Annotated in this window: 12 protein-coding genes and 2 pseudogenes; 9 read left to right on the top strand and 5 right to left on the bottom strand. The window is 63.8% G+C overall.

Features of this window, described 5'->3' with window-relative positions; all coding sequences use genetic code 11:
• Nucleotides 1-107: 107 nt before the first annotated feature.
• Both ACVWZ8_RS24390 and ACVWZ8_RS24385 read left to right on the top strand, forming a co-directional pair.
• Nucleotides 108-839 carry a DedA family protein gene (locus ACVWZ8_RS24390; protein ID WP_456506370.1) on the top strand — a complete coding sequence of 244 codons (732 nt, stop codon included), beginning with the start codon at nucleotides 108-110 and terminating at the stop codon, nucleotides 837-839.
• A gap of 74 nt (nucleotides 840-913) precedes the next feature.
• The gene (locus ACVWZ8_RS24385) at nucleotides 914-1,207 is read left to right on the top strand and encodes a hypothetical protein (protein WP_456506369.1); all 294 of its coding nucleotides are present in this window, start codon (nucleotides 914-916) and stop codon (nucleotides 1,205-1,207) included.
• 82 nt (nucleotides 1,208-1,289) lie between these two features.
• Here the strand turns inward: ACVWZ8_RS24385 and ACVWZ8_RS24380 are convergent, their stop codons facing one another.
• Both ACVWZ8_RS24380 and ACVWZ8_RS24375 read right to left on the bottom strand, forming a co-directional pair.
• Nucleotides 1,290-1,502 (bottom strand): helix-turn-helix domain-containing protein, encoded by a 213-nt coding sequence (locus ACVWZ8_RS24380; RefSeq protein ID WP_456506368.1) that lies wholly within the window; start codon nucleotides 1,500-1,502, stop codon nucleotides 1,290-1,292.
• Between the two features lie 110 nt (nucleotides 1,503-1,612).
• Nucleotides 1,613-2,820 (bottom strand): IS3 family transposase gene (locus ACVWZ8_RS24375; RefSeq protein ID WP_456506367.1). Its coding sequence is split into 2 segments (ribosomal slippage): nucleotides 1,613-2,565 and nucleotides 2,565-2,820, totalling 1,209 coding nucleotides; the frame shifts between segments, so codons are not numbered across the junction.
• A gap of 740 nt (nucleotides 2,821-3,560) precedes the next feature.
• On the opposite strand from ACVWZ8_RS24375, the gene ACVWZ8_RS24370 reads away from it, so the two are divergent.
• Complete coding sequence (locus ACVWZ8_RS24370) at nucleotides 3,561-4,043, top strand: heavy metal-responsive transcriptional regulator (RefSeq protein ID WP_456506366.1); 483 nt, start codon at nucleotides 3,561-3,563, stop codon at nucleotides 4,041-4,043.
• A gap of 486 nt (nucleotides 4,044-4,529) precedes the next feature.
• On the opposite strand, the gene ACVWZ8_RS24365 is transcribed toward ACVWZ8_RS24370, so the two are convergent.
• Nucleotides 4,530-5,855: an APC family permease gene (locus tag ACVWZ8_RS24365; RefSeq protein WP_456506365.1), complete on the bottom strand. Its 1,326-nt coding sequence runs from the start codon at nucleotides 5,853-5,855 to the stop codon at nucleotides 4,530-4,532.
• 502 nt (nucleotides 5,856-6,357) lie between these two features.
• Between ACVWZ8_RS24365 and ACVWZ8_RS24360 the strand changes: the two genes are divergently transcribed.
• Nucleotides 6,358-7,131, top strand: a complete 774-nt coding sequence (locus ACVWZ8_RS24360; protein ID WP_456506364.1) for a hypothetical protein — start codon at nucleotides 6,358-6,360, stop codon at nucleotides 7,129-7,131.
• A gap of 436 nt (nucleotides 7,132-7,567) precedes the next feature.
• The gene (locus ACVWZ8_RS24355) at nucleotides 7,568-7,990 is read left to right on the top strand and encodes a hypothetical protein (protein ID WP_456506363.1); all 423 of its coding nucleotides are present in this window, start codon (nucleotides 7,568-7,570) and stop codon (nucleotides 7,988-7,990) included.
• 191 nt (nucleotides 7,991-8,181) lie between these two features.
• On the opposite strand, the gene ACVWZ8_RS24350 is transcribed toward ACVWZ8_RS24355, so the two are convergent.
• Nucleotides 8,182-8,643: a hypothetical protein gene (locus ACVWZ8_RS24350; RefSeq protein WP_456506362.1), complete on the bottom strand. Its 462-nt coding sequence runs from the start codon at nucleotides 8,641-8,643 to the stop codon at nucleotides 8,182-8,184.
• Nucleotides 8,644-8,859: 216 nt separating this feature from the next.
• Between ACVWZ8_RS24350 and ACVWZ8_RS24345 the strand changes: the two genes are divergently transcribed.
• From ACVWZ8_RS24345 to ACVWZ8_RS24335, 3 genes are read left to right on the top strand one after another with little or no spacing between them, the layout of a single operon-like run.
• Nucleotides 8,860-9,810 carry an IS1595 family transposase gene (locus ACVWZ8_RS24345; protein ID WP_456506361.1) on the top strand — a complete coding sequence of 317 codons (951 nt, stop codon included), beginning with the start codon at nucleotides 8,860-8,862 and terminating at the stop codon, nucleotides 9,808-9,810.
• A 45-nt stretch (nucleotides 9,811-9,855) separates the two neighbouring features.
• A complete protein-coding gene (locus ACVWZ8_RS24340; protein ID WP_456506505.1) occupies nucleotides 9,856-10,179 on the top strand; it encodes a metal-sensitive transcriptional regulator in 324 nt (107 codons plus the stop codon).
• An 18-nt stretch (nucleotides 10,180-10,197) separates the two neighbouring features.
• Nucleotides 10,198-10,425 (top strand): heavy-metal-associated domain-containing protein, encoded by a 228-nt coding sequence (locus ACVWZ8_RS24335; RefSeq protein WP_456506360.1) that lies wholly within the window; start codon nucleotides 10,198-10,200, stop codon nucleotides 10,423-10,425.
• A 186-nt stretch (nucleotides 10,426-10,611) separates the two neighbouring features.
• Here ACVWZ8_RS24335 and ACVWZ8_RS24330 read toward each other — a convergent pair.
• A pseudogene (locus ACVWZ8_RS24330) lies at nucleotides 10,612-12,168 on the bottom strand (IS1182 family transposase).
• 79 nt (nucleotides 12,169-12,247) lie between these two features.
• Here ACVWZ8_RS24330 and ACVWZ8_RS24325 point away from each other — a divergent pair.
• Nucleotides 12,248-14,427 (top strand): annotated as a pseudogene (locus ACVWZ8_RS24325) (heavy metal translocating P-type ATPase).
• Nucleotides 14,428-14,483 lie beyond the last annotated feature (56 nt).

The following is a 14,483-nucleotide window of genomic DNA, read 5'->3' as shown; positions in this document are numbered from 1 at the left end:
GTACCGATACGAACCCGCAGGAGACCCACCATGAAGAGCCCGAGCCAGAGCCAGACGGCCGCTGGAGGATCAACCCGGCCGGCGGCCCGAGAACAGGACCGCACGTCATGACCTGGATCATCGATGCCATCCGCAACGCCGGGCCCCTGCCCGCCTACCTGATCATTACTGCCCTGGTCTTCGCCGAAGACGCCCTGTTCATCGGATTCATCCTGCCCGGCGAAACCGCAGCCGTCCTCGGCGGGGTCCTGGCCAGCCAGCACCATCTTCAACTCTGGCTCATCCTGCTCCTCGTCATCGCCGCAGCCATCATCGGAGACACCGTCGGCTACCAGATCGGCCGCCACTTCGGGTCCCGGATCCTGCAGATCCCCCTGCTCCAAAAACGCCGGCCGCAGCTGGACCGGGCACGGGACCTGCTCGCCCGCAAGGGAGGATCCGCCGTGTTCCTAGGCCGGTCCACCGCGTTCTTCCGCGCCGTCATGCCCGCCCTCGCCGGGCTATCCCACATGCCCTACCGCCGATTTCTGGCCTTCAACATCGCCGGAGGCACCATCTGGGGGGCCGCGGTAGTCCTCGCCGGATACTTCGCCGGAAACGCCTACCTCACGGCCGCCAAAACCTTCGGACCCACAGTAACCATCGCACTACTGGCCGTCCTCACGGCCGCGGCGGCAGCCTGGTACGTCCGAAAAAGGATCAAAGCCCGAACCAGTCAGTGCCCCGCTGCGCCGCCATTCCAAAGCGAAACTCCCAGCCAGCCGGTGTCCTTGGAAACCAATCAACCCGAAGACCCGCAGCCGCCGATGCGGCCCGCACACACATGCACGGTCCCATAAATGAAAGGGTGCAACGGACCAGGGCGTTGCCGGCAGGTCCCCAAAGAGAACGTTCCCAAGGAAAGGACGAGCCGATGAACTTTGACGATCCCCGGATTCCCGTGAACGCCACGGCACCCCGCGCCGGAGGACCAGAAAACGACACAGCCATGTCGCTGCAAGACCAGGCCCGTGGCATCATCCAAGCGGTCCTGACCGACCCGGAAGCAGCATCTGTCAAGGCCACTCTGCGCAGCCTTCTCGCTGCCCACCCGGATGACCACGTCGCCGTACTCCGGGAACACCTGATCCTGATACGGGGACTGGACCGTGCACCGAGGGACGGTACCGGGATCGCTACCGAACCCAGAGCCCGGTCGCACTCCTAAAGTGCTTCTCGATGACAACCAAATCAAGGAGTAGTCATGACAATGCAGCCCGAAACGGCTCTTCATCCCACAGTCCGGGCCGCTAACGGCTTTTACGGGTTGATGTACTAGGCGGACGGGAACCTCGTGCTCTGCCGCGCCTGTACCGGTCGATCAGCACATAAACCTGGCGACGCGACACACCCAGCAGCGCGGCGGCATCATTGACAGCCCCCTGCCCGACAACGTCCAACGCAGCCAAGGGAGCAATCACCGCAGCTTGTCGTACTGCCTCATCCCACACCGAATCGGACATGGCCAGCAGGCCACGCTCAACGATCGGCGGTTCCTCGTCAGTCCTGCACCACCTTTAACGATGACTTTGCGCACGTCAAGTTTTTGAGACAGTTTCGTAGTTGATTTCGGTTACGCGGCCACGGGTTCGCGGTCGCGGGATTGGTGGTTGGCTAAGGCCGTTGCCGGGGGTATGCCGCCGGCCCTGCGGTTGGGTCGGCGGCGGTTGTACCAGGCTTCGATGTAGTCCATGACGGCGGTCCTGGCGGCAAGCCTGCTGGCGAAGGTCTGGTGGTGGTAGAACTCCGTCTTCAGGTGAGAGAAGAAATTTTCCGCGACGGCATTGTCCCAGCAGACGCCGACCTTACCCATGGACTGGGTGATGCTGTTGCCGGCGCACCATTGCTGGAATTCGCCGGAGGTGTACTGCGATCCGCGGTCGGAATTGAAAATGGCCCCGTCGCAGGCAAGACGGCCGTGGTCGCGGGCCATCACCAGGGCCTCGGTGCACAGCTCGGCGCGCATGTGATCAGCCATGGACCAGCCGATGACCATGCCGGTGCACAGGTCGATCACGGTGGCCAAGTACAGCCATCCCTCACCGGTGCGCAGGTACGTGATGTCCCCGCACAGCCGGGTCCCGGGGACCGTGGAGGTGAAGTCGCGTTTGCCGTCCTCATCGAGCATGTGGTTCTTGATATGGGCGGTCTTCGCCTGTGGGTCCTGCTCCGTGGTCTTCTTCCAGGCCCGGGTCCGCACGGCCTTCAGGCCGTGCTCGCGCATGATGGTCCCGACCGTGGGTGCGGAGACGTCCACACTGTTGTTATTGAGCATCAGGGTCAGCTGGTCCCGGCCGGCCCGGCCTTGTTCCTTGTTGAACAGGCCGGTGACCTCCCCGACGAGCTTGTCGTGCCGCACCTGGCGCGGGGACGGGCCCTTGGGGTTACGCCACCGGTAGAACGAAGCCCGGGACACTTTCAGGACACGGCACAGTCGGGCAATCGGATGGTTCGCCTTCTCCGCTTCGATGAACTCGTAGAAATTTTCTACCGTTGCTTCGCTGCAAAGAAGGCGCTGACTTTTCCCAGAAATTCGACGTCCTGCTTCAGCTTCGCGTTCTCGGCCACCAGTTTCTGGTGTTCTTCCCAGGGCACCGGCGCCTTCTCCTCGGCGCCGAACCGCTCCGGATGATCGGCACGGTACAGCCGCACCCAATTCCCCAGCGTGCCCTCGTTAACGCCGATATCAGTACAGACCTGGGCGATCGGCCGGCCGGAGGAGATGACCAGCTCGACGGCATCGTCCTTGTACTTCTGCGTGTACTTCTTACGTTCGGTCATGCGAGAAAGTGCTCCTAACAAGCTGTCTCACAAAACCATACGGCCGCACTTTGAGGCAACGACGGTGTCGGCGCCTCAAAGTCATCGTTAAAGGTGGTGCAGGCGGCTTTGAGACAGAACGCCTGTTGTGCAGGCGGGTTTGAACAGACGCGTGTTCAAACGCGCCTGCACTACCCCCGGGCTACCACGGATGCCAGTGCAGACGACTTCGAAAAACGACATCTGCCCCGCGGGTGTCTCGCGAACGATCGTTCGCAATACACTCCAAGGCTCGTAGTGGCCCTGGAACGTAGAGGCTCGTAGTGTAGGCGTTGCTGTAAGTTTCAGAACTCGACTGCACGGAATATCAGAAATCCTCTGCACCCGCCCCGAGTGCAGTCACTACCCAGCAGGCCTAACGCCACGGCCGCCAAAGCGTCACCGGCGACTGAGGCCGTGCGCGCCGCCCAGAGTCGCCGCCATTCCGGTCGTCGGAAAACCGCCCGGACGCCCGGTGGCCTGCCTGGCGTTCGTCCGCTCAGCTGATCTTCTCCATGCTGTGCCCGCAGCAGCATGTCGGGTTCTTGTCCCCGCCGTGGCCTTCCGCCGCACCCTTCGTCACCGTGATCTCACAGGCGCACGACGCATCCGGACAACGGTAAACCTCACCTTGTTGTAAAGCCATTTCCTTCCACCTCCTCCTCGTACGTCCCACGCTAAAACCTTGACCCGGGGGTAACGTCAAGACCAAGGAGGAAAAAATGGGAACCCTGCTCACGATCGGCCGGGCCGCCAAAGACACGGGCCTCACGCCCAAAGCGATCCGGCTCTACGAGCGACGCGGGCTGATCCGGACCCCGCCGCGAAGTTCCGGCGGATACCGCCTGTACACCGCGGATGATATCGACACCCTGGCGTTCATCCGGCGCGCCCGCTCCCTCGGGCTCGCCCTGGAGGACATAGCAGGCATCCTCACCCTCCAGGAAGAATCAGGAACGCCGCCCTGCGCAACCGTCCGCGGCATGCTTACCCAACGCCTCCAGGACATAGACGACACCATCGCCCGCCTGGCAGTTCTGAGATCCGCCCTCGTCGCCACGCGCGACTCCGAGTCCCTGCCCGGCGAAGCCCACGACGGATGCCCAATCGTTAATGCCGGACACCGCCGCATGGAGAGCATTCAAACAGATACCCGTACGTGTTTGCGGGTCCGTATTGGAGCGGCGGATACCCCCGGAGATTAGGAACGGGTTCCCAGGTGCGGACGCATCATTTTCGGCAAGTTTAGCCGGGCGAGTCCCGGGCACGTCGACTACGACGTTCGAAAAGGCGTCCTTATCCCCTCGGTCCATGGCCGTGACGGTTACAGAGGCGTCCTTGCCCACATAGCCGACCGGAACCTTCAAGTCTTTGACGGTCATCGCGCGAACTCGGATATCGCCCGCGTCCTTGAACTCCGGGGAGCTGAACGGCATGCCAATAGCCTGATATGGCAGCGGCGACGGGCCGATGCCATCGACTCCGTATTGGATGATCCGCCTGTCCGCCTCGGCATCGTCGAGGTCGGCGAACAGATCGTCCGGCGGGCGTGTCGGCTTTGGCGGAAGCTTCGCTGGCGGGATTGGGCATCGGCCCTGATCCAGGCAGAACACGTGTGTCGCCGACCGTGAGTTCCACCATCAGCGCCGGCGAGGTTGGTGGTCGTCCCCGATCGAGCCGGCGCTGGTAACTCAGGTGCGGGAGTGTTGCCCGTCTTTGACCTCTTCGTCCTGATCCCTGCGACGTACGGCCCACCATTGTGCACCAAAGATTGCCAGGGACACTGCGGCGGCCACAGCCAGCATGAGCAGATCCTGTTCTGCTTTGACGATAATGAAAGCGGTCATAACCGCAACGTCGAGGGCGATCGCTGCCACGGGAACCCACCTCTTTGCGCCGATGTCCTGGTACAAGCGGCGGATGATGCCAAGGTGGACGGCGATGTCCATGCTGAGATACAACAGCGCACCGAGGGAAGCAATCTGGGTGAGGTCAAAGAAGACGGTGACGAGGATCGCCAGACCGGCCGTGATCAGCAAAGGCTGGTGCTTGATTTTATCGGGGAGCCCGGGCGCCTGCTTCATCTCCTGGAGCATTGCGTAGAGCCTGGACACCGAGTAGATACTGGCCAGAAGACCCGATAACGTCGCCACAACTGCGAGGGCGATCGTCAGCCCCACGCCCCACGCGCCGAACAGTGGCTCGGCGGCCCGTGCCAATGCATAGTCCCTGGACTCGATGATCTGCGGGACGCTCAGGCTTCCGACAACAGATACCGTGAGCAGTAGATAAATCACCGTGCAAACGGCGAGTGAAATGATGATGGACCGGCCGATGTTTTTCTTCGGCTCCCTGATGTCACCGCCCTGATTGGTGATGGTGGTGAACCCCTTGTAGGCCAAAATGCACAGCGTTGTGCCTGCCAGGAACCCGATGATGCCCTGCTGCGGCGGTTCACCCGAACCGCCGCTGAGGGTGGTCCCCAGCGAGGACCACCCTGCGGCCAGAAGCCCAGCGATCGCCAGCGCCGCGATGCCGACGATCTTGGCTACAGCCGTGACGGTAGCGGAGCGCTCCACCAGCGTATTGCCGAAGATATTTACCACAGCGGCCAGAGCGATCGCTGCCACACCCAACGCCGGCACTAAGAAAGCCGATCCCTGGAGTCCGAAGGGACGAAGCATGTAGGTGCCGAAGGTCCGTGCCAGCAGACTTTCCGCTACCACCATGGAAACGTACATAAAGAGCGAGAACGACCCTGCAACCACGCCTGGGCCGTAGGCATCCTTGAGCAGCATGGCGATGCCTCCGGAGGATGGATTGGCCCCGGAATACTTCACATACGAGTACGAACTGAAGGCAACGACCACTGCGCCGGCAAGAAACGCCGCGGGAACCAACCCTCCCGCGAGACCGGCAACCTGGCCGACCAAGGCAAAAATCCCGGCCCCGACCATGACCCCCGTCCCAAGCGAGACAGAACCGGCAAGGGACAACTTCGCGGAATCATCGGCCATGACAACGAGTCTAACCGCGACGCCGACGACACTCCCCCTTTGACGGCTCCCGACCGCCGAGCTGACCGGCACCCAGCGAACCTCAGTGGCTGAGCACGGCATCGCCGCAACCACCCGGACGGATTTGCCTCAAACCCTCCGAGCACGAAACCGCCACACGTGAGCCCGTTCAAATGAGGTGGCCGCCCACGCGAATCGGACCTTACACGAGGACCTTCAACCCAGGGTAAGTAGACTGATGCTTCGTTTTCCTGAGCCACGCGCTGGATCTTTCCGGTCTCAAAGGTCGCCCCGGGCGCACCGGCGTACGGTTTAGCCCCTCCTGCCCCGGAGGGCCACATCAGGATCATAGCGGCCAACGTCAGCAAAGCAAGAGGCCGCGTTGACTCATCAAAGATGCCCGCGTAGCTGCTATCGAAGAATCATTTGATAATGCCCGCGTAGCGGCGCGTCTGCCGGGACGGCACCCGCCGCACCGGCACTGTGAGCCATGGAGCTTTCGATGAGCCAGCGCAGAGCCGTCACGAAGACCACCGCCCTCCGGTATGCCCGCGCGGACCGGGCCGCCAAGAAAACCATCCTGGACGAGCTATGTGCCCTGACGCACTGGCACCGCGACCACGCGCGCAAGGCACTCAGACAGGCCCTGGTCCTCAAGCAGGTCATACCGCGGCCACCACGGCCTCCGCTCTACGGGGAGCCGGTGATCGAGGCGCTGCGGTTCATCTGGGCCGTTCAGGGGACCCCGTGCGGGCGGTTACTGGCGGCGGCGCTGCCGGACCTGGTGCCGCGGCTGCGCCGGCTTAAGGAGCTGCAGATCGACGACGGGACGGCGGCGCTGCTGCTGAAGATCGCCCCGGCGACCATCGACCGCCGGCTGGCGGCGGACCGGGTCAAACTGGATCCGCGGGGGCGGTCCCATACCAAGCCCGGAACGCTGCTGAAGGACTCGATTCCGATGCGGACCTGGGCCGAGTGGGATGATGCGGTGCCCGGGTTTGTGGAGATTGATCTGGTCGGCCACGAGGGCGGAAACAGCAAGGGAGAGTTCTGTTTTACCTTGACGATCACTGACATTTCCACGGGGTGGACCGAGACCCGTTCGGTGAGGAACAAGGCGCAGAAATGGGTGTTTGCCGCGATCAAGGAAGCCACCGCGGCGTTTCCGTTTCCGATCCGGGGGATCGATTCTGATTATGCCGAGGAAAACGCTAAGCCGGGCGTCGGGCTCGTCGCCGCGCCGTTCCGGGGATCAGGGTTAGATTCCTCGGCTTAGTGTTCTGGCTCTCTTTGGCTCCACGGGCAACGGCTCCGACACAAAGGTATGAGCGCTACCTCGGCCTACTACATGCGCCTTCAACGCCATCCTGATGCTGCACGAATCGAAACACGCCATGAAAGCCGCCGGGCCTTCCACCTGATGATTTCAGACACGAGGATTGACCTGACCAATGCCAACCATAAAAGCTCGACAGCCCCGATAGTCCACGAAACATTAAGCCGAGAAACTGGACGCGAAACCGCGGAAACACGGACCCGTAGAGCCGATACTCGGCTTAGCGTTTTCCTCGGCATAATCCGAGCTAAGCCGAATTCGGCTTAGCACTGACAATGGGAGCGAGTTCATCAACTGGGAGCTGCTGCGCTGGTGCGAACAGGAGAAACTGACGTTCACCCGGTCCCGGTCCGGGAATAAGAACGACGGCGCGCATGTGGAGCAGAAGAACTGGCATGTCGTCCGTCAGACCGTCGGCTACCACCGCTACGACACGGCGGCAGAGCTGGAGCTGTTGAACCGGATCTGGGCCTTGCAGGGGCAGTTGGGCAACCATTTCGGGCCCCAGCAGAAACTCATCAAGAAAGTCAGGACCGGCGCGAAGATCAGCAAGAAGTACGACCTGCCGGCAACCCCGTACCAGCGAGTCCTGGCCGATAAGGGCACTGTCCGCCAGGGCGTGAAGACCCGGTTAACGAGGGAAAACAAGCCCCTGAATCCGGCGGCTATTCAACGTCATGTGCAAGCTCTCTGCGCCGAACTGCTGACCCTGACCACCGCAAAACAGGGTCCCAAAACCCAGCCGGCCATCCGGGCAAAATCAAATGATTCCACGAACCAGCCCAGGCGGGCATCTTGACATGATTCCCCGGGGAGGCGCCAGCAGGGCGAAAAGCAGCCGGTTTGCCCGACGCCTCATGACCGACGTGCCCGGTGACGGATCCGGCCCGGTAAGAGAGTGGGCGTGTCCGTGGCCTTTCAGTCGTTCAACCTCACCCGCTGAACTCTACGGCTGAGCGGCTGAGCCGCGTCCTTTCCCGGGTCCCTTCGTCAGCCCCCGGCCCGGACTGGCTCCCCGGCTCCGGAGACTGCCCGCAGGATCGTGGCTGCAAGCAGGGCTGCCGCCATGACGATGAGTCCCCCGACGCCGAGGTAGAACAAGGAGGGCGCGATGACGGGCACTGCTGCGGTGGCGTCGGCGGCCGCGGTAATGACCCACCAGTACCCGGCTGTTGCTGCTGTCCAGATCGCGCCGGCGATGCTGACGAGCCAGGACAAAGGGGAGAACCATCGGGGGCCGGCTCTGTAGGAGAGCGCCACGGCCAGGGTCCCTGTTCCTGCCGCAGCCAGGACGAGGCCGCCAAAGATGAACCGGCCTGCCAGAATCCCCACCAGCACGCAGGCTGCGCCGATCAGGACAAGCCGTCGGGCCGGAAGCGGCATCCGCGTGCTGCCAACTGGTGCCCGCACTGAAGGCGTGGGGAGGGAATCTTCGTGGTCATCGCTGCTCATAGGGTTCTGTGGTCCTCACGGGTTTGGCGGTAGTGCTTGGCATGTTCGCATCGGACTGGCTATTTGCTCGTGTCACCCCATGCTGACCCGCGGGTAACACCGGCTTCGGCCTCCCACCAGTTTCCCACATACCCCCAGGGGGTAGTTGCGAGAATACCCATGGGGGTAATAAATCGTTTAGTGGGTATCCGGTTAGCTCAGGTAGGCCATCGGCAGATGGCCAGACCAGACTTCCCGCGGACGATCCTGGAGTTTCAAGCGAGGTTCGGCGATGAACAGGCCTGTTTGGACTACATGTTCGCGTGTCGCTGGCCCGAGGGCTACCTTTGTCCTCGTTGCAAGGGGCAGGTCGCGTGGCCCGTTGCCTCACGGCGGCTGTGGGAGTGTGCTGCCTGTCGCTACCAGGTCTCGCTGACCGCGGGAACGGTACTCCACAAGACCCATACCGCAATGCATTTGTGGTTCTGGGCGGCCTGCCTGATGACGACGGGAAGACCGGGGATCTCCGCGCGACAGTTGCAACGCCAGCTCGGACTGACTCGGTATGAGACGGCATGGACGATGCTGCACAAGTTGCGCCGCGCGATGGTCAACCCCGAACGCACTCTGCTGACCAGTGAGGTCGAGGTCGACGAGTGTGAGGTCGGTGGCCGCGAGACCGGGCGCCGGGGCGGTAGGAACCTCACATCCGAAGCCGTGCAGGTGGTAGTCGCGGTAGAGGCGCGTGGTCAGGGTTCCGGACGGGTGCGGATGAGGATCATCCCGAACGCATCAGGCGACACGTTGAGCACGTTCGTCAAGGAGACCGTGGCTCCGGGCGCCATCGTCCATACCGACGGCTGGATGGGATACACGCCCCTGACCCGGAAGGGCTACGACCACCGCCCACGCTCCCAGCGGGCCGCCAAAAAGGCCGGGGACCCCGACCCGGTACTTCCCCGTGTGCACCGGGCCATCAGCAACTTCAAAACCTGGTTAAGCGGCACCCACCGCTCCGTGGGCGCTGAACACCTGCAGGTCTATCTCGACGAGTTCACGTTCCGCTACAACCGGCGCAGCACCCCGATGGCAGCCTTCCAATCGCTGCTCGGCCTCGGGGCACAACAGGCCCCGGCCACATACCGCCAAATCGTCTCCCACGGCGCGGATCCAGACCCCACCACCTGAGCTAACCGGATACCCACTAATCGTTTTATGTATGAAGAAATTGCCATGAGCCAGGGCGTTACTGAGGCCACCGGCACCGCCGTAGCGGCGGACCACGGGTACACCAGCGAGAAGGACGCCTATCTGCGCCGGCTTAAACGCATTGAGGGGCAGGTGCGCGGCATCGCGCGGATGGTCGATGAGGATTCGTACTGCATCGACATCCTGACCCAGGTCGCGGCCGTGAACAAGGCTCTGCACGCGGTCAGTCTGGGCCTGCTGGAAGAACACATTGGCCACTGCGTCGTCAACGCCGCGGCCGAATCCGGCGAAGCCGGCGGGGCGAAAGTCAAGGAAGCAACAGAGGCCATCGGGCGTCTGCTGCGCTAGCAACGAAGGCGAACCGCCGTGAGCATCACTACAACAGTCAACATCTCAGGCATGGACTGCAGCCACTGCGTTGCCTCCGTCACCGAAGAGCTGCAGAAACTCGACGGCGTGGAAGAAGTAGCCGTCCAGCTGAACAAGGACGGACTCTCGGTTGCCACGATCACTTCGGCGTCCGAGCTGGAGCCTGAACAGATCAGTGAAGCCATCACGGAAGCCGGCTACCTCCTTGTCAGCAGCGGGGCCTAGGAGCCTGCTGATTTAGGCGGATCTAGGACGCCCGGGTTTTCCGGAGGGCCATTTTTGCGCCGGAGCCGGACGTCGGTTGGGGCGCTGCGGGGCTGAAATCCTGGTCCGTCGCCAGTCTTGGGCACTCCGCGGGGCTTCTGGCGGCTGTTCAGGCCGTTCTCTCCGTGGCGGTCCTGGTCCGGGGTCTTATCCAAGCGCCCACGCCCCGTTCTGGCCGGTCAATCCAAGGTTGAGGAGTCGTTTGAGGTTGATTGCGGCAGCACGGGTCATCCATCAGGCATTATTCTTGGTCACGCCGCGGTAAGGGACGCGTCTGGCTCCGCGGGTCATCCACGCGATCGAGCGCTCGACCATCGGCCGGTGTTGCCGATAGTCCGCCAGGAACTCCGGGTCAGTAGCCTTGGCCCGGTGTTCACGGCGGAGCCGGTCGTGCGGGTGGATCAGCATCTTCCGCCCGTTCTTCGCCATCGTGCACCGGCTCATCAGCGGGCAGGACGGGCAGGCACTGCCGAAACTTGCCCGTCCTTTGACGCTGATCGGGCGGGTGATCTTCGCCGGGCAGGTCACGGTGTTCGCGCTCTCGTCGATGCTGAAGTCATCGACCGTGAACCCGTCGGGGACGGCACGGCCCAGCGGCATCGGTTTGATGACCGGGGTGTGCCCGGCGGCCGTGAGCGCGGCCAGCAGCTCGCCGCTGCCGTAGGCGGAATCGCCCAGCACCTGGACCTGTTGCGTTCCGATGCTGGTGTCGGCGGCGACGAGTTCGGCACCGCGGGCCGCGTCGCTGTTCTCCGGCCCGGCCGCTTTCGTCAGGGCCGCGGCGGTGACCAGGCCGGTCTCGGGCTCGATCACGACGTGGCTTTTGAACCCGTCGATCTTCTTCTGCCGGCTCTTATGCGCGTGCCGGGCGTCCGGGTCAACGGTGGAGATCACCCGGTCCGGGGCGACCTTGCGGGCGATCCTCCACCGACCGTCCGTGCCGTCGGAGCCTTCGGCCGGCTCGACGTCCTGCCCTGCGACCAAGGCCAGGAGTGCAAGTGTTTCCTGCTGCGCCTCGTCCAGGGATTCGGCATCGATACTGCCCAGCACGGTCAGGGCGTCGGTAACCAGCGCCGACACGAGATCATCGCGGGCACCCTTGTCATCCCAGGCGATGTCCGGTTTCCCCGGTTTGGAGTAGTCATGGCCACTCAGACCCGTCACCACCAGGTCCGCGCCGGGGATTTCCCGGCCGACCCGGCGGATCTGCGCGATCAGCTGGGTGACCGTGTCCTGCCGGGCCACAGCGTCTTCAAGGATCGTCGAATCAATGGCCCGGCGCCTGCGCCCGGAGAGCGCACCCGAGCCGGCGATGACCTGGGTGACGGCCTCGAAGATACGGTGCGGACGGTCACTTTTCGCCAGGCGCCGACGCCAATACGTCAACACCGTCGGGTGGAACGCGCCCTGATCCAGGCCGAACCCGCACGCCGCCTTCCACCTCAGGTCAAACGTTAATGCCTCGGCGGTTTCGCGGTCGGAGAGATTATGGAGAGTCTGCAGGACCATGACCGAAGCGATCACGTCCGCCGGGGTCGAGGGGCGGCCGCGTCCGGAGACGAACAGGTCCGCGAAGGCCTCATCGGGGAACAGTTCGTGCCGGTGCTCGGCGAGGAACCTGAACACCGACCCGGCCGGGAGCATATGCCCTGCCAGGGCACCGACATCCAAAAGCTGACGCTGACCATCATCACGACCCTGCATGCACCAAGTCTTAACCATCCCCGGGAATCCGCCCGGAGGCGCGCCTTAAGGTGCCGGATTAATCAGCGCCGTCCTAGGGATGGCCGCCGAAACCTTGACTCCTACCCGCATCATCGAACTCGACATCGAAGGCATGACCTGCGCCTCGTGCGTGGCCCGGGTCGAACGCAAACTTGGCAAACTCGACGGGGTCAAGGCCAGCGTGAACCTTCCGCTGGAATCGGCACAGCTCACCGTTCCGGACTCCATCTCGGACCAGCAGATCATCGATACGGTCACAGCCACCGGCTACTCGGCATGACTCAAAGTAACCCCCGGGACAGGCGAAGGACGCGGCCCGGGGCCTGAGGATGGCCCGGCCCTGAGTGGCCTGAACGATGAGGCTCAGCCCGCCTCTGCCGCAGCCGCCGCCCTGCGTCCGCGGCTGCTGCTCGCTGCTATTCTCACCCTGCCGGTAGCGGTCATTTCCATGGTCCCGGCAGTGCAGTTCCCGAGCTGGGGCTGGGCGGCCTTGGCGCTGAGCCTGCCCGTGGCCAGCTGGGCCGCGTGGCCCTTCCACCGTGCCGCGGCGGTCAAGGCCCGGCATCTGGCATCCACCATGGATACCCTGGTATCGATCGGCGTGAGTGCAGCCTTCCTGTTTTCGGCCTGGCAACTCTTCGCGGACCCTGTCCTGACCGAGCACCTGGGCATGGACCTGAGCGCCCATGCCCTGTACTTCGAGGTCGCCGCCGTCGTCACGACATTCCTACGGCCAGGCGATGTCTTCGTCGTCCGCCCGGGCGAAAAAGTCCCTACTGACGGCTACGTTATCGAAGGCCAAAGCGCCGTGGATACCTCCCTGATCACCGGTGAATCACTTCCGGTGGAAGTCGGAATCGATGACACCGTCATCGGGGCGACGATCAACACGAACGGACGGTTGCTGGTCAAGGCAACCCGTGTGGGCAGCGAAACCACCCTCGCGTAGATGGGAAAGCTGGTCAGCCAGGCGCAGAGCGGTAAGGCCCTGATTGCCCGGCTTGCTGACCGGATCAGTTCAGTCTTTGTCCCCGTCGTCCTCGTCATCGCGGCCATCACCTTCGCGGCATGGTTCTTTGCCACCGGTGACCTGCAGTCCTCCTTTACCGCCGCGGTTGCGGTCCTGGTGATTGCCTGCCCCTGCGCCCTGGGTCTGGCCACCCCGACGGCACTGCTGACCGGGACCGGACGCGGCGCGCAGCTGGGCATCCTCATCAAGGGCCCGCAGGTCCTTGGGACACCCGGACGGTGGACACCATCGTGCTGGATAAGACCGGGACGGTGACCTGCGGACAACTTTCCGTTTCCTCCGTACAGACCTTCACCTCGGCGACCAGAGAGGAGATCCTTGCCCTAGCCGGAGCCGTCGAAGCCGCCCGCGAACACCCGATTGCCCATGCCATCGCCCGTGCAGCCAAGGCCAACGCTCCGCTGCTGCCCGTCACAGGCTTTGACAGCGCACCGGGTGGGGGCCTCCGCGGGACCGTGGACGGCCGGCGGGTAGTTGCTGGCCGGGCCGGCTGGCTCGAGGATAACGGCATCGTTCCCGCCGCGGACCACTATGCGGCGCTGCGGTCACGGGAGGAAGCCGGCGCGACCGTCATCTGGGTCGGCACTGATGGTGAACCTGAGGGAATCATCAGCCTCACCGACACGGTCAAAGAAGGATCTGCGGCCGCGATCGGACGACTGAAATCCCTGGGGTTGCGGCCCGTCCTGCTGACCGGGGATAACGCCTCGGCCGCCGCCGCCGTAGCCGCACAGGTGGGCATCCCGGCGGCAGATGTGATGGACGGAGTCCTGCCCGAGGGCAGGGTAGAGGCCGTCCGCCGGCTGGAGGCCGGCGGAGCGATCGTGGCGATGGCCGGTGATGGGGTAAATGATGCTGCCGCCTTGGCCCAGGCTGATCTTGGCATCGCGATGGGCAGCGGAACCGACGTTGCGATCGCGGCCGCGGACCTGACAGTGATGGGAAGCGACCTGGGCCAGGTCGCGGACGCCATCGAGCTCTCCCGGCGGACGCTGGCCACGATCAAGACCAACCTGTTCTGGGCGTTCTTCTGCAACGCCGTCGGCATCCCGGTCGCGGCCCTGGGTCTGCTTAATCCGATGATCGCAGGAGCCGCGATGGCCGCCAGCTCCGTCCTGGTTGTCACCAACTCCCTGCGGCTGCGCCGCTTCACCGCTCAGAAGTCTTCCGCGGCGCCGACCACGCCGGTACTGGTACCCGTCCGCTGATCAGCGTCAGGGTGCCTTCTGCGGGATGTCCGATCCGTCGGTGGGCATGGAGAAGG

The organism is Arthrobacter sp. UYCu723 (genome assembly GCF_054059215.1).
Note: the sequence above shows the minus strand (reverse complement) of the source record. Positions and strands in the feature narration are given on the sequence as shown.

Excerpts from the sequence above, each read along its gene's own strand:
- ACVWZ8_RS24350 (WP_456506362.1), bottom strand. The coding sequence starts at position 8,643 with ATGAGCAGCGATGACCACGAAGATTCCCTCCCCACGCCTTCAGTGCGG.
- ACVWZ8_RS24340 (WP_456506505.1), top strand. The coding sequence starts at position 9,856 with ATGAGCCAGGGCGTTACTGAGGCCACCGGCACCGCCGTAGCGGCGGAC.
- ACVWZ8_RS24370 (WP_456506366.1), top strand. The coding sequence starts at position 3,561 with ATGGGAACCCTGCTCACGATCGGCCGGGCCGCCAAAGACACGGGCCTC.
- ACVWZ8_RS24385 (WP_456506369.1), top strand. The coding sequence starts at position 914 with ATGAACTTTGACGATCCCCGGATTCCCGTGAACGCCACGGCACCCCGC.
- ACVWZ8_RS24365 (WP_456506365.1), bottom strand. The coding sequence starts at position 5,855 with ATGGCCGATGATTCCGCGAAGTTGTCCCTTGCCGGTTCTGTCTCGCTT.
- ACVWZ8_RS24390 (WP_456506370.1), top strand. The coding sequence starts at position 108 with ATGACCTGGATCATCGATGCCATCCGCAACGCCGGGCCCCTGCCCGCC.
- ACVWZ8_RS24360 (WP_456506364.1), top strand. The coding sequence starts at position 6,358 with ATGAGCCAGCGCAGAGCCGTCACGAAGACCACCGCCCTCCGGTATGCC.
- ACVWZ8_RS24345 (WP_456506361.1), top strand. The coding sequence starts at position 8,860 with ATGGCCAGACCAGACTTCCCGCGGACGATCCTGGAGTTTCAAGCGAGG.
- ACVWZ8_RS24380 (WP_456506368.1), bottom strand. The coding sequence starts at position 1,502 with ATGTCCGATTCGGTGTGGGATGAGGCAGTACGACAAGCTGCGGTGATT.